Here is a 16,035-nt window from a genome sequence, read left to right on the forward strand (position 1 = left end):
GCCAGGCCTGGGCCGCCTCGTTTGTGCATCACTCACACGGATGATTCATCCCGGGGCATGAAGGTCGGGATCCCGATCTCCTGCCGCGCAAATACACCGGCGGATACTGCCCGTAGCGCGTGGCCGGCCAGGTCCGGCAAGCCCCGGGGAAAGAGTGGATCCATGGAGTACTTTTCGGGGCCGTCCATGTCGTCGGCCGTCGCGGCGGTCATTGTCGTACTGCGATACCGCAAGCGATACGCGGGCAGTCCGCTGCTCGCCGGGAGCGGCTGGGCCGGGTGGGGTGCGGCCGTGGCAGCGTTCGCCGTGGGCACTGTCTGGGCGTGGACTCAAGGGCCATCGCTCATCAACGCCGTGGTTCTGGGGCTCAGTCTGGCGCTCCTCGCGGGCTCGGCCGCCGAGTTCATCGCGCGGCGTTGCCGGGCCCAGGGTGGGCGGTAGCAGCCAAGCGAGACAGGCTCCGCCGACAGGCCGAGCGTCGGCCACGCAGGCAGGGGGTGCGGCCTCCGTCGTGCGCCGTTACGTGCTCGTGCTGCTATCGCGGGTGAGCCCACGTCGTCAGCGATACCCGCGGTGACGAGCGCGCAGGAGCCCGTTCCTCAGCTGACGGGTGAGGGGCTCCGGGGGTGGGGCGTTCGGTCGCGAAGGGCTGTACGCCCGAGGTCACGCCCCAGCACCGTCCACCGCCGGCCAGTCAGCTGCCGGATCCTCCGGCAGCAGTGGACGCAAGGCCCCCACCGCGGCCCCGATGCAGGTGTCGCGGAGCTCTGCTCGAGTGCAGGTCTCGCGTGCGAGCCAGTCCACGACCAGGACTTGGACGAACACCAGCCACGCCTTGAGTGCCGCGGAGACGGCGTCGTGCATGCGGTCGTCGGCGAGCGGGAGTACGCCGAGCAGGCGTGAGCGCAGGGAGTCGAGCTCGTCCGTCATGATCGTCTGGATGACGGGGTCGCCCGCGAGCACGCGGTTGGCGGCCAGTACGGCCTGGCGGTTCGCGATGAAGTAGTCGAAGTGGGCGTCGAGGCCCTGGGTGAGCTGTTCGACGAGCGTGGCATCCGGATCGAACCGGGTCGCCGCAAGGAGCCGGTCGCTCGCCTCCTGGTACACCGCCGCGAAGAGGGCGTGCTTGCTGGGGAAGTGCCGGTAGAGCAGCGCGCGGGACACCCCGGCCTCCTGCGCGACGTCTTCCATCAGCACCTCGTCGTACGGGGTCGCGGCGAAGAGGCGGGCGCCGACGGCGAGCAGCTGGGCGCGGCGGTCGGCGGGAGTCAGGCGTCGGCGAGTCACCCGCGCAGCTTAGTTGACATTCATCTACTAGTGGCACCTAGACTCGTTCTTAGTAGACGTGTGTCAACTAAGAACGAGGGGGAGTCATGGCCAGAGCTCTGCGGATGTCCGCGTGGGTGATGGGTGTCGCCTGCGTGGCGATCGGCCTGTTCCATGTGGCCGGCGGCAATGCCGCCATTCCCGGCGAGGCCGACGCCGGGGCGACCCTCGACAGCCTGGGCCGGTTCTTCGGCGCGATCTTCGCCGGATACGGGCTGGTCTGGATCTGGGCGGTCCGGCAGGAAACCGTCCCGGCCCGCGTCGTGCGGTGGCTCGCCGCGGTGTTCCTGCTCGGCGGCATCGGGAGGCTGCTCTCCTTGGCCGTGCACGGGTGGCCGCACTCGTTCCAAGTGGCCCTGACCGTACTCGAGTTGGCCCTTCCATCGGTCTGGTTCTGGCTGGCCGACGCCGATGAGCGTGCCTCCCGCGAACGCGCCCAGCACGTGCAGGCCGCCGGGGGAGCCGTACCGTCGCGCTCGACCGCTCGATGAGGGTCGTCCTGCTGGCCGCGTCCGGCGAGTTCGGCCCGCCGGAGACCGACTTCCTTGTCCCGTCGTTCGTCCTGGGATTCCTCTTCACCTTCGTTCCCGCGCTGCTCGCCCGGCGCCTGCTGAATCTGCGCTCGGGGGTGCCCCGGATTGCGTTCTGCACCCTCGTCGCGATCACGATCAGTGGCTCCACCGTGGGCCGTGACATGCGGCAGGGCAGCGAGTGGTCCCTGGTGACGGTGTTCTGGGGCGTCACGCTCGCTCTCACGATGCTGATGCTCCTCCTCATCGAGGCGTGTGTCCCCAGCGGTGCCGGGCCGGTCGGGCTGATCAAGGAGCTCCATCGCCGCATCCTCCGCGCCCGGCGGTACGCCCAGGTCAGTGCCATCTCCACACGCTCAGGGCTGCCCCGCTTCGCCGCCGACCGGCCGAGCCGCAACGCGCCCGAGCGCAACGCCGCGTACGCCGTCGCCCTGCGCCGCACCCTGGACGACAGCGGCGTCACCTTCGTCAAACTCGGCCAACTGCTCTCCACCCGCCGGGACATGCTGCCGCCGGAGTTCATCGACGAACTGAGCAAGCTGCGGAACGAGGTCCCGCCCGCCTCCTGGGAGCAGATGCGCGAGCAACTGACAGACGAACTCGGCGCACCTCCCGAGGAGTTCTTCAAGGACTTCGACCCCACCCCGCTCGCCGCGGCCTCCATCGCCCAGGTCCACCGGGCGACGCTGTCGGACGGCCGCCCGGTGGTGGTGAAGGTGCAGCGCCCCGGCATCGTCCGCGTCGTCGACCGCGATCTCGACATCGTGCGGCGGACGGCCCGCACCCTGCAGCGCCGTTTCGCCTGGGCCCGCGGCATCGGCGCGGTCGACCTGGCCGAAGGCTTCGCCGACTCGCTCCGCGAAGAGCTCGACTTCCGTATCGAGGCCCGCAACCTCGCCACGGTCGCCGCCGCCGGCGCAGGGCGTTCTCCCGTACGACTCCCGCAGGTGCACCAGGAGTTGACGACGGCCCGCGTCCTCGTCATGGAGGCTCTCGACGGCATCAGTCTGGGCAGCGCGGCCGCGACCCTGGCGGCACGCGGCACGGACCGCGGCGCGCCGGCCCGCACGCTTCTCGACGTCCTGCTCCGTCAGATCATGGTCGATGGTGTCTTCCACGCCGACCCGCACCCCGGCAACATCCTCCTGCTCCCCGACGACTCCCTCGCCCTGATCGACTTCGGCTCGGTCGGCCGCCTGGACACCCGGCTCCAAGGCTCGCTGCAGCGCCTCCTGGTCGGCATCGACCAGCGCGACCCGGCGGGTGTCCGGGACGCCTTCGTCGCGATCATGGACCGCTCGGAAGCGGTGGACGGAGAGTCCCTGGAGCGCTCGCTCGGCCGCTTCATGGCCCGCCATCTGGGCCCTGGCCTGACGCCCGACGTGGAGATGTTCACCGACCTCTTCCGTATCGTCTCCGCCCACGGAGTTGCCGTACCGGCAGAGGTGGCAGCGGTCTCCCGCGCCCTCGCCGCCCTTGAGGGCACGCTCGCCCATCTCGCCCCCGGCTTCGACATCGTCAGCGAGACGCGTGCCTTCGCCGAACGCGAGATCACCGCGCAGTTGCACCCCGAGTCGCTGCGCCAGGCGGCGCGGGACGAACTGGTGTCGCTGATCCCGCTGTTGCGCCGCATCCCGCGCCAGGTGGAGCGGATCACGGCGGATCTGGAGCGCGGGGTGTTCACGGTCAACACGCGGATGTTTGCCGACCCCGCGGACCAGCGCGTCCTGGCCGGCCTGCTCCAGCAGGCCCTGGTCGCGGTTCTGGCAGCGACCACCGGCCTCATGTCCGTGGTTCTGCTGGCCGCCGGCGGCGGCCCACGGGTCTCGGACCGACTGCGCCTCCACGAGGTCTTCGGCTACAACCTGCTCGTGCCCAGCGTGATCATGATGCTGAGGGTGCTGGTCGGCGGATTCCGCAGACGTGAGAGCCGCAGCGGGTGAGGGGCGGCCCGCGGCTCGCTGATCGCGCAGCCGCGTGACGCCTTTCCGGTACGACCGCTACGCGGATGCCGGCCCGCCGAACGCCCGCCGGCTGTGAGCGAGCATCTGGCGCACCGCCGGGCTGTGCGTGCTCTTCCAGACGAGCGCGAGCAGGGCCGGAATCCCGACGTCGACGATGGCATGGACGGTGAGCCGGTCGCGATGGTCCGCGGTCATCGATTCGCTGAGGACGGCGACCCCGAGACCGCGGGCCGCGAGGTCCGCGATGGCGTCCGCGGCACTCGCCTGCAGGGCGATCGAGGGTTCGAGGCTCTGGGCGGCGCAGGCGCGGTCGAACACCGTGCGCAGTCCTGTGCCGGGCGGCATGCAGACGATCGGGTGGTCGACCAGGTCGCGCAGAGTGATCCGCCGCTTCTTCGTCAAGGGGTGATCCGGCGGGACGGCCACGACAAGTCGCTCGCTGATGATCGTCAGCGCTTCGAGGTCTTCGGGCGCGGAGTGCGCGACGCCGATGAGCGCCAGGTCGACGGAGCCTTCCCGTACTCCTTCCGTGAGCCGGTCGGAGTTGTCCTCCACCAGCGAGATCTCCACGCCGGGGTGAGCCCGGTGAAAGGCGGCGAGAGCGTCGAACAGGGGCGTGATGGTGCAGCCGATGACCATCCCGACCGTGAGCCGCCCACGGACGAGGTCGCTGACCTCGTCCACCGCTTCGCCGACTGCCTTTGCGGCGGCCAGCGTTGCCCGCGCGTGTTCGAGGGCCGCCTTGCCCGCGACCGTGAGCGTGACGGCGCGCGCCGAACGGTCGAAGAGTTCGGCACCCAGCTCGCGTTCCAGCTGGCGGATCTGTGCGCTGACACCGGACTGGCTGATGTGCACGCGCTCGGCGGCGCGCGTGAAGTTCCGCTCCTCGGCGACCGCGACGAAGTACTCGAGCTGCCTCAGGTCCATGACTGGAAATTCTAGCTTCCATGAAAACCATCTGTTGGACTTCTGGTAAGGGCGAAGCCAGGCTTGATTGCAGCGAAGCCGACGCAGGGAGATCGAGGAGAGAGTCATGACGGAGTACGAGAAGGCCATGCGGCCCGAGGACATCACCCGCCTGTTCGTCGAACGCTCGAATGCCGGTGACGCGGCGGGAGTTGCCGCCCTGTACGAGGAGGACGCGGTGCTCGCGTACCCGCCCGGCAGCAGGACGGTGGGTCGCGAAGCGATCCGTGAGCTGTGGGCGAAGGTGCTGGCCAACCGTCCGCACTTCGAGCCGGAGCGGCCGCTGCCGACCTTGATCAGCGGCGATATCGCCCTCACCTCGACGCCCCCGAAGGACGGGACGGGCGCCCGGGCGCAGGTGGTCAGGCGGCAGCCCGACGGCAGTTGGCTGCGCCTGCTCGATCAGCCGGAATTCGTGCCGCCCGCGGCGGCCGACGGCAACTGACCTCTTCCCGCATGCCGCGAGGTCGCCGCCCCGCGCCGGCGACCTCGCGGCGTCGACCTGCGTACGGGAGTCGCGAGACCCGGGCAAAGGCGAAGATCCGCTGGTGGACCCCCTGATGGCGTAAGCCTAAGGTTAGGCTAACCTTCGGGGCGTGCGAGTTGTTGAAGAGAGCTCCGAGGCAAGGCGTCCCCGCGGGCATGAGCTGTCCGCCACGGACGTCACCGTGGCGTACGACGGCGTCGATGTCGTCCATGACGCCTCGATGACGCTGCGCCCCGGCGAGGTCACGGTCCTCGTCGGGCCCAACGGCAGCGGCAAGTCCACGCTGCTGCGCACGCTCGCCAGACTGCAGCGCCCGCGCACCGCGACCATCACGCTGGACGCCGACACCGACGGACTCGCCCTGAGCCCGCGGGAGTTCGCCCGCAGCGTCGCGCTGCTCACCCAGGGGCGGCCCACGCCGAGCGGTCTGACCGTGCGCGACGTCGTCGAGTTCGGCCGCTATCCGTACCGCAGCCGCTGGGGCAAGACCGATCCGGGCGGCACCGCCGCCGTGGACCGCGCACTCGCCATGACGGACATGGCCTCGCTCGCCGAACGCGGAGTCGAGCACCTCTCCGGCGGTCAGCTGCAGCGCGTCTGGCTCGCAGGCTGCCTCGCCCAGGAGACGGGCGTCCTCCTCCTCGACGAGCCCACCAACCATCTTGATCTGCGCTACCAGGTCGAACTCCTCGACCTCATGCGCGATCTCGCGGACGGCCACGGCATCGCCGTCGGCGCCGTCCTGCACGACCTCGACCAGGCCGCGGCCGTGGCCGACCGGATCGTCCTGCTCAGGGACGGCCGGGTCATCGGCGACGGCGACCCCGAGGACGTGCTCACCGCCGAGCGGCTCACCGAGACGTACGGCATCCGCATCGAGGTCGACACCGATCCCCTCACCGGTCATCTGCGCACCCGCGCGATAGGCCGTCACCACTCGCGAAGCGAAAGGCTCTCCACCCAGTCATGAGGCGCACTCTGCTCGCCGCGGCCGTCACCACGGCAGCGGCTCTCACCCTGTCGGCCTGCGGAACCACCGAGCCCGCCGCGGACAAGAAGGACGACAAGAAGGCGCCCGGCTCGGCGGACATCAAACTCACCGACGGCACCGGCGCCCAGGTCAAGCTCGACGGGCCGGCCAAGAAGGTCATCGCCACCGAGTGGAACGTCGTCGAGCACCTCGTCGAGCTCGGCGTGAACCCGGCGGGCGTCTCCGACGTCAAGGGCTACAAGCAGTGGGACCAGGCTGTCCCGCTGACCGGTGACCCCAAGGACATCGGCACCCGCGGCGAGCCCAGCATGGACTCCATCGCGGCGCTGCAGCCCGACCTGATCGTGGCGACCACGGACCTGCCCGAGGCTGCCATCAAGCAGCTCAAGGAGGTCGGCACGGTCATCACGATCAAGCCGGCCGACGCCAAGGACCCGGTCGGCCAGATGACGAAGAACCTGGACCTCCTGGCCCAGGCCACCGGCACCACCGACAAGGCCGACCAGCTCAAGAAGGACCTCGACGCCAAGATCGAGGCGGGCAAGAAGGCGCTCGCCGACGCCGATCTCGCGGGCGCGAACGTCGCGTTCGCCGACGGCTACGTCCAGGGCAACACGACCTCGATCCGCCCCTTCACCAGCGGTTCGCTGATCGGCGGCATCAACGAGAAGCTCGGTCTGAAGAACCCCTGGACCGTGAAGGGCGACCCGGCGTACGGCCTCGGCGCCACCGATGTCGAGGGCCTCACCAAGCTGCCCGAGGACGTCCACTTCGCCTACATCGGCAACAAGGACGACAAGTCCAGCACCCCGTTCACCGGCGTCCTCGCCAAGGACAAGGTGTGGACCTCGCTGCCGTTCGTGAAGAAGGGCAACGTGCACCGTCTCGACGACGGCATCTGGATGTTCGGCGGCACCGGCTCGATGAGCGCGTACGTCGACAACCTCGTGAAGGCGCTGACGAAGTAACCGATGGCCGTCACCGCAACCACCCCCGCCACCCGTCCGCAGACGGCCGCACCGTCCCGTTCGGGCGCGGCCGCGGTGACGGCCCTCCTGGTTCTCGTCGTGGCCGTATTCGCGGTCATCGACATCACCCAGGGCACTGCCGCGGTGGGCGCCTCCGAAGTCTGGAAGGCGCTCACCGGGCAGGCCGACGCGGGCGACTCCTCCGTAGTGATCGCCTCGCGGCTGCCGCGCATGGTCGCGGGCCTGCTCATCGGTGCCGTCCTGGGCATGGCCGGTCACACCCTGCAGGCCGTCAGCCGCAATGTGATCGCCTCGCCCGACACCCTTGCCGTCAACGCCGGTTCGTACTTCGCCCTCGGCATCGCCGCGGCCTCGGGTCTCTCGCTGCCCTTCCTCGCCTCCTCGGGTATCGCCTTCCTCGGCGGCCTCGCCGCCGGTGCGGTCGTGCTCGTGCTGTCCGGCCTGGGCGCCGGCACCGTACGCCTGGTCCTCGCGGGCACCGCCCTCACCCTGGGCCTGACGTCCATCACCGAAGGCCTTTTGCTGCTCTTCCCGTTGGAGACCCAGGGCCTGCACCAGTGGAACCAGGGCAGCATCGCGCAGAACGGTTTCGACGGCGTCCTGCAGATGCTCCCGATCGCCGTCCTCGCACTGATCGGCCTGATGCTGCTCGCGCGCCGCGTCGACGCCCTGGCGCTCGGCGACGACGCCGCCCGCGGCGTGGGTGTGCCGGTGCGCTCCACACGCGTCACGGCCGTGACCCTCGCCGCGCTCCTGTCGACCGCCGCCGTGACTCTCGCGGGTCCCGTCGGCTTCGTCGGCCTGTGTGCGCCCGCGCTCGTACGGTTCCTCGCGCGGCGCCTGCGTACTTTCAACAAGTCTCGGGCGAGCCTGCCGTTCACGGCGCTCGCCGGAGCGGCCCTCGTGCTCGGTTCCGACGTGGTGCTGCGGGCGCTCGTCCCCGCCGACACCGCCGTCGCCGTGCCCACCGGTGTGGTCACCAGCCTCGTCGGCGCGGTGTTCCTGGTCGTGCTCGCGGCCCGGGTCAAGGACGCGGGCGGTTCGGTCGCGGCCGACCGTCTGAAGATCCGCAGCCGTACCGTGTTCCTCGCCACCGGCGCCGTTCTCGTCGTCACCCTCGTCGGCGTGATGATCGCGTCCGTACTCCTCGGCGACGCCAAGCTGCTGCTCGGCGACGTACTCAACTGGGTGCAGGGCAAGGCGGGCCAGAGCGTCTCCTTCGTCCTCGACACCCGGATGCCGCGCGTCACGGCGGCGCTGCTCGCGGGCGGCGCGCTCGCCCTGGCGGGCACGCTCATCCAGGCCGTGACCCGCAATCCGCTCGCCGAACCCGGCACGCTGGGCGTCTCGAACGGCGCTGCGGTAGGCGCCGTACTCCTGGTCACCACCGTGCCGCTGGCCAGCGCATGGGCCGTGGCCGGCGCGGCGCTCGCCGGTGCGGCCGTCACCGCGGTGGTCGTCTTCGGGCTCTCGGCCAGGGGCGGGTTCCAGCAGAACCGAGTGGTGCTCGTCGGCTTCGGCATGGCGACGGCCGGTTACGCGCTGACCAGCCTGATGATCATCCTCACCGACCCGTTCAACGCGACCAAGGCCCTGACCTGGCTGTCCGGTTCGACGTACGGGCGGACCTTCGTCGACACGCTGCCGCTCGCCGCGGTGCTCGTGGTCGGCCTGGCCGTCGCGGTCGCCCGCCGCGCGGAACTGGACCTCGTCTCGCTCGACGAGGACACCCCGCGGCTGCTCGGCCTCAACCTCGGCAAGGGCCGCCTGGGCTTCCTCGTCCTCGCCGTCCTGCTCACCGCGACCGCCGTCGCCGCCGCGGGCACCATCGCCTTCGTCGGCCTCGTCGCCCCGCACGCGGCCCGCGCCCTGGTCGGCCGTCAGCATGCCCGGGTCGTCCCGGTCGCGGTGCTGCTCGGCGCGATCCTGGTGTGCACGGCCGACGTGGTGGGCCGCACGGTCATCGCACCGGCTCAGCTCGGCGCGGGCCTGATGACCGCGGTGATCGGCACGCCGTACTTCCTCTTCCTGTTGATACGGAGCAGGCGCTAACTCCATCCGATACGGAGAGTTCTGCCGATACGGAGCCGACGCCGGCAACTCGCTTCACGCATGGCCCCGGGCGCTCAGGCGCCCGGGGCCACTGGCGGTCGAGAAGTCAGGCGATGTAGGGGAACGCCCCGGATGCGGTCGCTGTGGAGGTGGGTCCCGGTGTCCTGGCCGTCTGTGGTCGTTCTTGCAGTACGTCGTTCATCCGCGGGCCCGCATGACGAGGGAAGCCAGGTGGAGTGCGGCCTGGAAAGCGGGTCGAGGCGGCACCTTTTAGTCCACCGGCGGGCCGGGCTCGTCGTGGGTGGCGCAGTGGATGCCGCCTCCGCCGGTGGCGATGGTGTCGATGTTCAGCCGCACGATGTCCCGCTTCGGGAAGTGCTCCCGCAAGATGCCCCGAGCCCGGTCGTCGGCCTTCCTGTCGCCGAACTTGGGCATGTACACCGCGTCGTTGCCGACGTAGAAGTTGGCGTAGGTCGACAGGAAGTCGTCGGTGTAGCCCGTGATCAGGTCCGGGTCGGGCTGCGGCAGGTCGATGATCTCGAAGCCACGGCCGTGGGCGTCGGTCGCTTCGCCGAGCACGGACCTGGCCTGGTCCGAGGACCGCGACCAGGAGTCGGCGGGCAGGCCCGGGAAGGCCCGGTCCAGGAGGATCACACCGGGAGCGGTGAACCGTACGAGACTGTCGACGTGGGCGTCGGTGATGTCCTCGCCGCGTACGCCCTCCAGCCAGATCACCTTCTCCATGCCCAGGAGCTTCTTGAGTTCGGCCTCGATCCGAGCGCGGGACTTTCCGCGGTTGCGGTTGTCGTTGACGATCGAGCTCTCGGTGATCAGGAGCGTCCCCTCGCCGTCCGTCTCGAACGAACCCCCTTCGGCCACGAGGGGTGCCTGGATGCGGGGGATCTTGTACTCGGCCAGCAGGGTCCGGCCGACCTGGGCATCGTCGGTGTGGACCTGCTTGTTGCCCCAGCCGTTGAAGTTGACGTCGACTCCGACGACCTGCCTGTCGTCCTCGACGAACACCGGGACCGTGTCACGCGCCCACAGATCGTCGACGGCCAGGGGGATCACCTCGACCGCGGAGCCGCATGCCCTCTGAGCCGCGGCCTGTTGGTCCGGCCGCGCCATCATCACGACGTACGCGTACTCCGCGACGGCTCGTGCGACCCGGGCGATGTCCTGTCGAACGTAGGGGAGATCGTCCTCCCACACGGACTCCAGGGCCGGCCACGACATGAAGGTGCGGGCGTGGCTCTCCCACTCCGCGGGCATCCGCAGGCCGTCGCCCGGCTTCTTCGCGGCCTGTCCGGTGGTGGCGTTGCCGGTGCCCTCGCGGGCGCCGCCGGGGCCGCATGCCGAGGCGCCGAAAGCGAACGTGCCGACGCCGGCGACCATGCGCAGAGCTGAGCGGCGGGACGGGCGAAGGTCGGGCATGGGGTCTCCGGTCGTGAGCTGACGGGATCAGGATGTGCTGATGCCTCTCGTGTCGCCACCCGCCAGCTCCTCCACGCGCAGGCCACGGCCCCCGCGCCGGGCGATCACCCGAGCAGTCCTGCGAAGACGCTGGAGTTCATCAGCGACCGCGCGGAGCGCTACACGACGCAGCATGACCGGGACGGCAAGCCCCTCGGTCCGCGCGAGGAGCTCGAGCAGACCCTTCTGCTCGAACTGCAGGACACGACCGAGGTCAGGGAGAACAGCAGCGCTTGGGGCGAGTTGAGGGCGTGCGCCGTTTTCGACGAAGTCCTGCGTGAAGAGCTGGCGCGCGTCACCCTGGTCTGGGTCCAGGAGGTGGCGGGCCTGCTGGGCCGGGTCCAGCCGACGGCCCCGCCTGCCGCCCTGGCGGCAGCCGCCGAGCGGCTCACCGCCCTCCTCGAAGGACTGAGCATGCGCTGGCTCAGCGGCACGCTCCGGATCGGCCACGCCCGGGCCCTGATGGGCGACGCCATCGACGCCGAGATCGAAACGCTGGGCCGTTAGCAGCCGGCTCCCTCCCGAGCGGGGCCGGGCTGCTGTTGCCCGGACAGGAGTGTCCACGCCAGGACCCTCGGCATGGAGTCCGGTGTGGCCTACCGTGGACGAGGGCAGCGATAGCGTCGAGATTGGCCTGTGGTCACATGCCTCATCCCGTCATGTTCGAGGACGACGACCCGTACCTGGTACGGCTGCGCCGCTTGGCGCTGATGTTCCCGGACGCTCAGGAGCAGATCTCACACGGACGCCCGGGCTTCCGCGCCGGCAAGTTCTTCGCTTGGTACGGCGGTTCGACCAAGGTCTCCGCCGATACCCGCGTCCCCTACGACCGAGGTCTGATCGTCCTGCCGGACGAGTCCGATCGCGCGGCTCTCGCCGAGGACGAGCGCTTCTTCGCACCCGCCTACCTCGCCCCGTCCGGGTGGATCGGCATCGACCTCGCCGCCCGCGGCACCACGGCGCCTGAGGACGTGGACTGGGCGGAGGTGGCCGAACTCCTCGACGCGTCCTATCGCCGGGTCGCGGGCGTCCGGCGGGTGGCCCGCCTGGACAAGGAAGGCGGCCCGCCGCGCGACACAAACCCTTGACCGCCGTGCCTAGTGCGCGCTCAGCCAGTCGTACGCGGCCTGCGCCGTGAACTCCCGCTGACCGCCCTTGAACAGCAGATCCGCCGTCGCGAACTCCGCGTCGTCCGCCGCCGCAGCCACGTACGGAATCGCGATGCAGCGCATCCCGGCCTTGTGTGCGGCGACGGCGCCGGGCGCCGCGTCCTCCATGACCACGCAGTCCGCCGGGTCCACACCGAGCCGGCGGGCCGCCTCCAGGAAGACATCGGGCTCCGGCTTGCCGGACGGCACCTCGTCCGCCGAGACGGCCTTCGTCAGATACGCGTCGAGCCCGGTGCCCTCGAGAATCGCGTGGATCGCGGCGAGCGAGGAGCCCGAGGCCACGATCATCGGCACGCCGTCCCCGTGCAGCCGCCGCACGAACTTCACCATCTCGGGATACGCCTGCGTGGAGCGGCGGGCGAGGCGCAGATAGGTGGCGTTCTTCTCGTCGAGCAGCTCCTCCAGCGGGTCGGTGATGCCGTACTCGTCCTGCCACATCTGGATCGTCTCGGCGGTGGACACTCCGATGGTCCGCTCGTGCTCCTGCCAGGTGTGCGTCACGCCGTACCGGGCGAGGAGTTCACGGCCGGCCTCGAAGTAGTTGGGCTCGCTGTCGACGAGCGTCCCGTCGAGGTCGAAGACGATGGCCGTGCGGCCGAGAGGGCTCGTGCTGTTCGAAGTGCGCATTCCTCAAGCATGCCGTGGCCGCGCGGACTCGGCGGCCCGGCCCACCTTCTCCACCAGGGGGAGCACCCGGTGCGGCACCCGCTCGCGCAACGCCACCTCGGTGCGGGTGCGGACGACTCCGGGCAGCGAGATCAGCTGCTGGATGACGTCCTCCAGATGCGCGTTGTCGCGGGCGGCGACGCGGGTCAGGAGATCCCCGCCGCCGGTGATCGAGAACGCCTCGATGATCTCCGGCACCTGCGCGAGGGCGTCGCCGACGTCGTCGAGATGCCCCTGGGTGACCTCCACGTGCACGAAGGCGAGGACGGGATGGCCCAGTGCGCCGGGCGAGAGCATCGGCCCCGATCCGGTGATCACCCCGTCCCGCTCCAGGCGGTCGAGCCGCGCCTGCAGGGTGCCGCGCGCGATGCCCAGGATCCGCGCGTACTCCCGCACGCTCGTACGGGGTTGCTCGATCAGCAGACGCAGAATCCGTGCATCCAGCGCATCGACTGCCATTGGCCCTCCGGTGGCCGTAAGAATCAGACCTTGACTGTACCAATGGCCCAGGGCTTTCGGCCCGAGTTGAGCCAGTAGCGACGTGAATGCTTTCCTTATGCAGTCGATGGCGCTGCGGGACCTTCCGCGGCGCCTTTTCCATGTCCGTTCACGGCCGAGCCGGGCGGACCGCACAGCGAGGGCGTACGCGGGGATCGCGCGCGCCAGGCGGGGGTGAGTGAGCGCGGTGAAGAGGATGTTCGTCGCACCGGATCCGGGACGGCTGCGCCTGAGGGTCTCCCTGCGCGCAGTGCTCGGCATCGGCCTGGCCGTCACGGCCGCCGAACTCGCCGGGTTCTCCCTGACGGCCTCCATCACCGGCGGGCTCGCCGCCCTGCTCGCGCTCTTCACCGTCGCCGACGCCACCGTGCGCAGGCAGGCCGTGACCACCGCGCTGCTCCCCGCGGCCGGTTTCCCCGTCCTCGCGCTCGCCGCCTCGCTGCATGCGGTGCCGCTCGCCCGGGACGCGGCGTTCGTGGCCGTGGTGTTCGCCGGGGTGTACGCGCGGCGCTGGGGGGCGCGCGGGCATGCGCTCGGGATCTTCGCGTTCATGATGTTCTTCGTCACGCAGTTCCTGCACGCGCTGCCCGCCCAACTTCCGGAGCTGTACGCCGCGGTGGCGATCGCCCTGGCCGCGTCCTCGACGGTCCGCTTCGGCCTGTGGTGCATCGAGCGCCGCACCCCGCCCGCGGTGCCGCCGGCCCTGCCACAGGGCCACGGCCTCGCCCGGGCGACCACGCGGCAGGCCTTCCAGGCGGCCGCGGCCTGCACGTTCGCCGTCGCGCTCGGCCAGTTGGTCTCCGGCGAGCGCTGGTACTGGGCCGTCGGCACCGCCTGGTGGATCTTCGTCAACACCGCCTCGCGCGGCGAGACGCTCGTCCGCGGATTCCGGCGCGTGCTCGGCACGGTCATCGGGATCGCGGCCGGCCTTTTGATCGCCGTACCGCTGCACGGGGAGCCCGCGCCGACCGCCGCCCTGGTGGCCGTCTGCGTGTTCGGGATCTTCTACACGGCGGCCGTGTCGTACACCTGGATGATGCTGGCGGTCACGGTGATGGCGGGCCTGCTCTACGGCCTGCTCGGGGTGCTCAGCCCGGGGCTCCTTGCCCTGCGCGTGGTGGAGACCGGAGTGGGAGCGCTCGGTGCGTTCCTGGCGGTTCTTCTGGTGCTGCCGGTGACCACGCACGCGACCACCGACGGGTGGATCCAGCGCGCGCTGCACTGCGTGCACGCCTGCACCTCGGAGGCGGCCGCCCGGCTTGCCGGCCGCCCGGACGCCGACCCGGCCCGCTATGTCACGGAGCTGGAGTCGCTGCTCGGCAAGGTGCGGCTGTCGCTGGCTCCGCTGGTGCACCCGCTCAGCCCGCTGAGGGCCCGCAAGGCCCGCGCGCGCCAGGTGCTCGAACTCCTCGACCGGTGCGCCCACGAGGTGCGCGGCCTGGCGTCGGTCGCCGCGGATCCCGACGCCTCGCACGACGCGCGGCTGGCTGCCGCCTGCTGGCGCGTGGAGGCGGCGGTTCAGGCACTCACCGCACCCGCGACCCCCGTCAGCAGGACCGAAGAGCAGCCAGTCGCCGCACCGCACTCCACCGGCGGAGAACCGGCCCTGGCGCATCTGCACGGTCTGGAACAGGCCCTCAAGGCACTCGCCGCGCCCCTGGGCAGCCCCGCCGCCTCCGCCTGAGCGCCTTCGCTCGGCGTCCTCGAAGGACGCGATCGGCGACCGTATCGGTCAGCGTCGCGCGGCCGGAGTCTCGGCCGCGGGCATGGGCAGCCACGGGCGCGGCTGGTCCGGAGCGGAGGGATCCCAGCGGCGTACGAGGGAGAGCATGGCCAGGGCGGTCAGCGCGCCGAAGGCCGAGGCGAGGGACTGGCCGGCCAGATAGGCCTCCCAGTCGGCGTCGGCCGGCAGCGCGGGGGTCGTGCGGTCACGTGCGTACATCCACAGGAAGAGACCGGCCAGGACGGTGCCGACGCATGCCGTGCCGGCCAGGGCGAAGGTCGGCAGGCGGAGCAGCAACCGCGGGCCGGTGACGGCGGGTGCCCCGCGGCCGAGTGCCGCGAGGGCGGCCAGAGCGAGGGCGCCGACGGCGAAGGCGATCAGGTTGCCGCCGAAGGTGTCGGCGGGCCGGTGCCAGTGCGCGGTCACGGTGCTCGCGCCGATGCCGACGGTCCACAGCGCACCGAACGCGGCGGCAAGCCCGCGCCATCGCGGTGCCGCGACGATGATCAGGGCGAACAGCAGAGATGTGGCGATGGCCGTGTGACCGCTGGGAAAACTGTTGTGCACGGGGACCGGCGGATCGGTCTGCCCGTACAAGGCGGGCCGCGTCACCACGTACCGCTTGAGGACCTCGGCCACCCCCATCGCCCCCACGATCGTGCACACACCGGCGACGCCCGCGAGCCGGCGGTGACGGATCGCGGCGATCAGCAGCACACCGACGCAGCCCGCGCCGATGGTGGCGAGGGAGATGGCCCGCAACCGGCCCTCCGCCGCGCCGCGTTCGGCCCGGTCCCGGTACTCCAGGGCGCCCGCGAGCACCGCGTCCTCGAAGCGCTGGCCCGTCTGGGTGCGCACCATCAGCCAGTACACGAGTCCGAACAGCAGCAGCGCGACCAGGGCGGAGACGGTGGCCCGCTTCCGGAACCGTGCGCGGACCACGCCGGGCATGCCGCGCACGGCTTGGATGTGCGCACCTCGCGAATCCATACAACTCCCTCGTACGGGACGCCGGGTGGCGGCGCCGGTCGGAACGGGTGGCCGGTCGGCCGGTCGCCCGACACCTTCCAATCTCCCGGCGCACCAGGCGCTTTGCGCGCTGTACGCAGCCAGACGCGTGAGGAGGCCCCGCGCCGCCATCGCCGTGCCCTCACGACCACCTCCGGCGGCACCTGTGCACTGAAGCGGTGAACCTGCACTC

At 70.9% G+C, this 16,035-nt stretch carries 15 protein-coding genes and 1 pseudogene; 10 read left to right on the forward strand and 6 right to left on the reverse strand.

What is annotated here, in order from left to right; translation table 11 throughout:
* The first annotated feature begins 162 nt into the window (after window positions 1-162).
* Window positions 163-441, forward strand: a complete 279-nt coding sequence (locus H9Y04_RS33675; RefSeq protein WP_187817932.1) for a hypothetical protein — start codon at window positions 163-165, stop codon at window positions 439-441.
* Between the two features lie 222 nt (window positions 442-663).
* On the opposite strand, the gene H9Y04_RS33680 is transcribed toward H9Y04_RS33675, so the two are convergent.
* Window positions 664-1,287 (reverse strand): TetR/AcrR family transcriptional regulator, encoded by a 624-nt coding sequence (locus H9Y04_RS33680; protein ID WP_187817933.1) that lies wholly within the window; start codon window positions 1,285-1,287, stop codon window positions 664-666.
* 86 nt (window positions 1,288-1,373) lie between these two features.
* Between H9Y04_RS33680 and H9Y04_RS33685 the strand changes: the two genes are divergently transcribed.
* A complete protein-coding gene (locus tag H9Y04_RS33685) occupies window positions 1,374-1,817 on the forward strand; it encodes a DUF4345 domain-containing protein (protein WP_187817934.1) in 444 nt (147 codons plus the stop codon).
* Window positions 1,814-3,799: an ABC1 kinase family protein gene (locus H9Y04_RS33690; RefSeq protein WP_187817935.1), complete on the forward strand. Its 1,986-nt coding sequence runs from the start codon at window positions 1,814-1,816 to the stop codon at window positions 3,797-3,799. The genes H9Y04_RS33685 and H9Y04_RS33690 overlap by 4 nt, the downstream gene beginning before the upstream one ends.
* A 57-nt stretch (window positions 3,800-3,856) precedes the next feature.
* Here the strand turns inward: H9Y04_RS33690 and H9Y04_RS33695 are convergent, their stop codons facing one another.
* On the reverse strand, window positions 3,857-4,747 hold the full coding sequence (locus tag H9Y04_RS33695; protein ID WP_187817936.1) for a LysR family transcriptional regulator: 891 nt from the start codon (window positions 4,745-4,747) through the stop codon (window positions 3,857-3,859).
* A 106-nt stretch (window positions 4,748-4,853) separates the two neighbouring features.
* Between H9Y04_RS33695 and H9Y04_RS33700 the strand changes: the two genes are divergently transcribed.
* From H9Y04_RS33700 to H9Y04_RS33715, 4 genes are all read left to right on the forward strand, one after another.
* On the forward strand, window positions 4,854-5,231 hold the full coding sequence (locus tag H9Y04_RS33700) for a YybH family protein (protein ID WP_187817937.1): 378 nt from the start codon (window positions 4,854-4,856) through the stop codon (window positions 5,229-5,231).
* A 151-nt stretch (window positions 5,232-5,382) separates the two neighbouring features.
* On the forward strand, window positions 5,383-6,243 hold the full coding sequence (locus H9Y04_RS33705) for an ABC transporter ATP-binding protein (protein WP_187817938.1): 861 nt from the start codon (window positions 5,383-5,385) through the stop codon (window positions 6,241-6,243).
* Window positions 6,240-7,232 carry an iron-siderophore ABC transporter substrate-binding protein gene (locus tag H9Y04_RS33710; RefSeq protein ID WP_187817939.1) on the forward strand — a complete coding sequence of 331 codons (993 nt, stop codon included), beginning with the start codon at window positions 6,240-6,242 and terminating at the stop codon, window positions 7,230-7,232. The genes H9Y04_RS33705 and H9Y04_RS33710 overlap by 4 nt, the downstream gene beginning before the upstream one ends.
* Window positions 7,233-7,235: 3 nt before the next feature.
* On the forward strand, window positions 7,236-9,305 hold the full coding sequence (locus tag H9Y04_RS33715) for an iron ABC transporter permease (RefSeq protein WP_187817940.1): 2,070 nt from the start codon (window positions 7,236-7,238) through the stop codon (window positions 9,303-9,305).
* Window positions 9,306-9,575: 270 nt separating this feature from the next.
* On the opposite strand, the gene H9Y04_RS33720 is transcribed toward H9Y04_RS33715, so the two are convergent.
* Window positions 9,576-10,739, reverse strand: a complete 1,164-nt coding sequence (locus H9Y04_RS33720) for an agmatine deiminase family protein (RefSeq protein WP_187817941.1) — start codon at window positions 10,737-10,739, stop codon at window positions 9,576-9,578.
* A 123-nt stretch (window positions 10,740-10,862) separates the two neighbouring features.
* On the opposite strand from H9Y04_RS33720, the pseudogene H9Y04_RS33725 reads away from it, so the two are divergent.
* Both H9Y04_RS33725 and H9Y04_RS33730 read left to right on the forward strand, forming a co-directional pair.
* Window positions 10,863-11,285, forward strand: a pseudogene (locus tag H9Y04_RS33725) (TetR family transcriptional regulator C-terminal domain-containing protein); the annotation flags it as partial.
* A gap of 137 nt (window positions 11,286-11,422) precedes the next feature.
* Entirely contained in the window at window positions 11,423-11,866 is a 444-nt protein-coding gene (locus H9Y04_RS33730; protein ID WP_187817942.1) for an MmcQ/YjbR family DNA-binding protein, read from the forward strand.
* A gap of 9 nt (window positions 11,867-11,875) precedes the next feature.
* Here H9Y04_RS33730 and H9Y04_RS33735 read toward each other — a convergent pair whose 3' ends face one another.
* The gene (locus H9Y04_RS33735) at window positions 11,876-12,574 is read right to left on the reverse strand and encodes an HAD family hydrolase (RefSeq protein WP_187817943.1); all 699 of its coding nucleotides are present in this window, start codon (window positions 12,572-12,574) and stop codon (window positions 11,876-11,878) included.
* Window positions 12,575-12,577: 3 nt separating this feature from the next.
* Window positions 12,578-13,072 carry an Lrp/AsnC family transcriptional regulator gene (locus tag H9Y04_RS33740; protein WP_187817944.1) on the reverse strand — a complete coding sequence of 165 codons (495 nt, stop codon included), beginning with the start codon at window positions 13,070-13,072 and terminating at the stop codon, window positions 12,578-12,580.
* Window positions 13,073-13,307: 235 nt separating this feature from the next.
* On the opposite strand from H9Y04_RS33740, the gene H9Y04_RS33745 reads away from it, so the two are divergent.
* Window positions 13,308-14,795, forward strand: coding sequence for an FUSC family protein (locus H9Y04_RS33745; RefSeq protein WP_187817945.1), 1,488 nt, complete (start codon window positions 13,308-13,310; stop codon window positions 14,793-14,795).
* 48 nt (window positions 14,796-14,843) lie between these two features.
* Here H9Y04_RS33745 and H9Y04_RS33750 read toward each other — a convergent pair whose 3' ends face one another.
* Window positions 14,844-15,824, reverse strand: a complete 981-nt coding sequence (locus H9Y04_RS33750) for a phosphatase PAP2 family protein (protein ID WP_187817946.1) — start codon at window positions 15,822-15,824, stop codon at window positions 14,844-14,846.
* Between the last annotated feature and the right edge of the window lie 211 nt (window positions 15,825-16,035).

Origin of the sequence: Streptomyces polyasparticus (assembly GCF_014493765.1) — a bacterium.
Lineage (GTDB): Bacteria > Actinomycetota > Actinomycetes > Streptomycetales > Streptomycetaceae > Streptomyces > Streptomyces polyasparticus.

Excerpts from the sequence above, each read along its gene's own strand:
- H9Y04_RS33675 (WP_187817932.1), top strand. The coding sequence starts at position 163 with ATGGAGTACTTTTCGGGGCCGTCCATGTCGTCGGCCGTCGCGGCGGTC.
- H9Y04_RS33685 (WP_187817934.1), top strand. The coding sequence starts at position 1,374 with ATGGCCAGAGCTCTGCGGATGTCCGCGTGGGTGATGGGTGTCGCCTGC.
- H9Y04_RS33690 (WP_187817935.1), top strand. The coding sequence starts at position 1,814 with ATGAGGGTCGTCCTGCTGGCCGCGTCCGGCGAGTTCGGCCCGCCGGAG.
- H9Y04_RS33695 (WP_187817936.1), bottom strand. The coding sequence starts at position 4,747 with ATGGACCTGAGGCAGCTCGAGTACTTCGTCGCGGTCGCCGAGGAGCGG.
- H9Y04_RS33700 (WP_187817937.1), top strand. The coding sequence starts at position 4,854 with ATGACGGAGTACGAGAAGGCCATGCGGCCCGAGGACATCACCCGCCTG.
- H9Y04_RS33710 (WP_187817939.1), top strand. The coding sequence starts at position 6,240 with ATGAGGCGCACTCTGCTCGCCGCGGCCGTCACCACGGCAGCGGCTCTC.
- H9Y04_RS33715 (WP_187817940.1), top strand. The coding sequence starts at position 7,236 with ATGGCCGTCACCGCAACCACCCCCGCCACCCGTCCGCAGACGGCCGCA.
- H9Y04_RS33720 (WP_187817941.1), bottom strand. The coding sequence starts at position 10,739 with ATGCCCGACCTTCGCCCGTCCCGCCGCTCAGCTCTGCGCATGGTCGCC.
- H9Y04_RS33730 (WP_187817942.1), top strand. The coding sequence starts at position 11,423 with ATGCCTCATCCCGTCATGTTCGAGGACGACGACCCGTACCTGGTACGG.
- H9Y04_RS33735 (WP_187817943.1), bottom strand. The coding sequence starts at position 12,574 with ATGCGCACTTCGAACAGCACGAGCCCTCTCGGCCGCACGGCCATCGTC.
- H9Y04_RS33740 (WP_187817944.1), bottom strand. The coding sequence starts at position 13,072 with ATGGCAGTCGATGCGCTGGATGCACGGATTCTGCGTCTGCTGATCGAG.
- H9Y04_RS33745 (WP_187817945.1), top strand. The coding sequence starts at position 13,308 with ATGTTCGTCGCACCGGATCCGGGACGGCTGCGCCTGAGGGTCTCCCTG.
- H9Y04_RS33750 (WP_187817946.1), bottom strand. The coding sequence starts at position 15,824 with ATGGATTCGCGAGGTGCGCACATCCAAGCCGTGCGCGGCATGCCCGGC.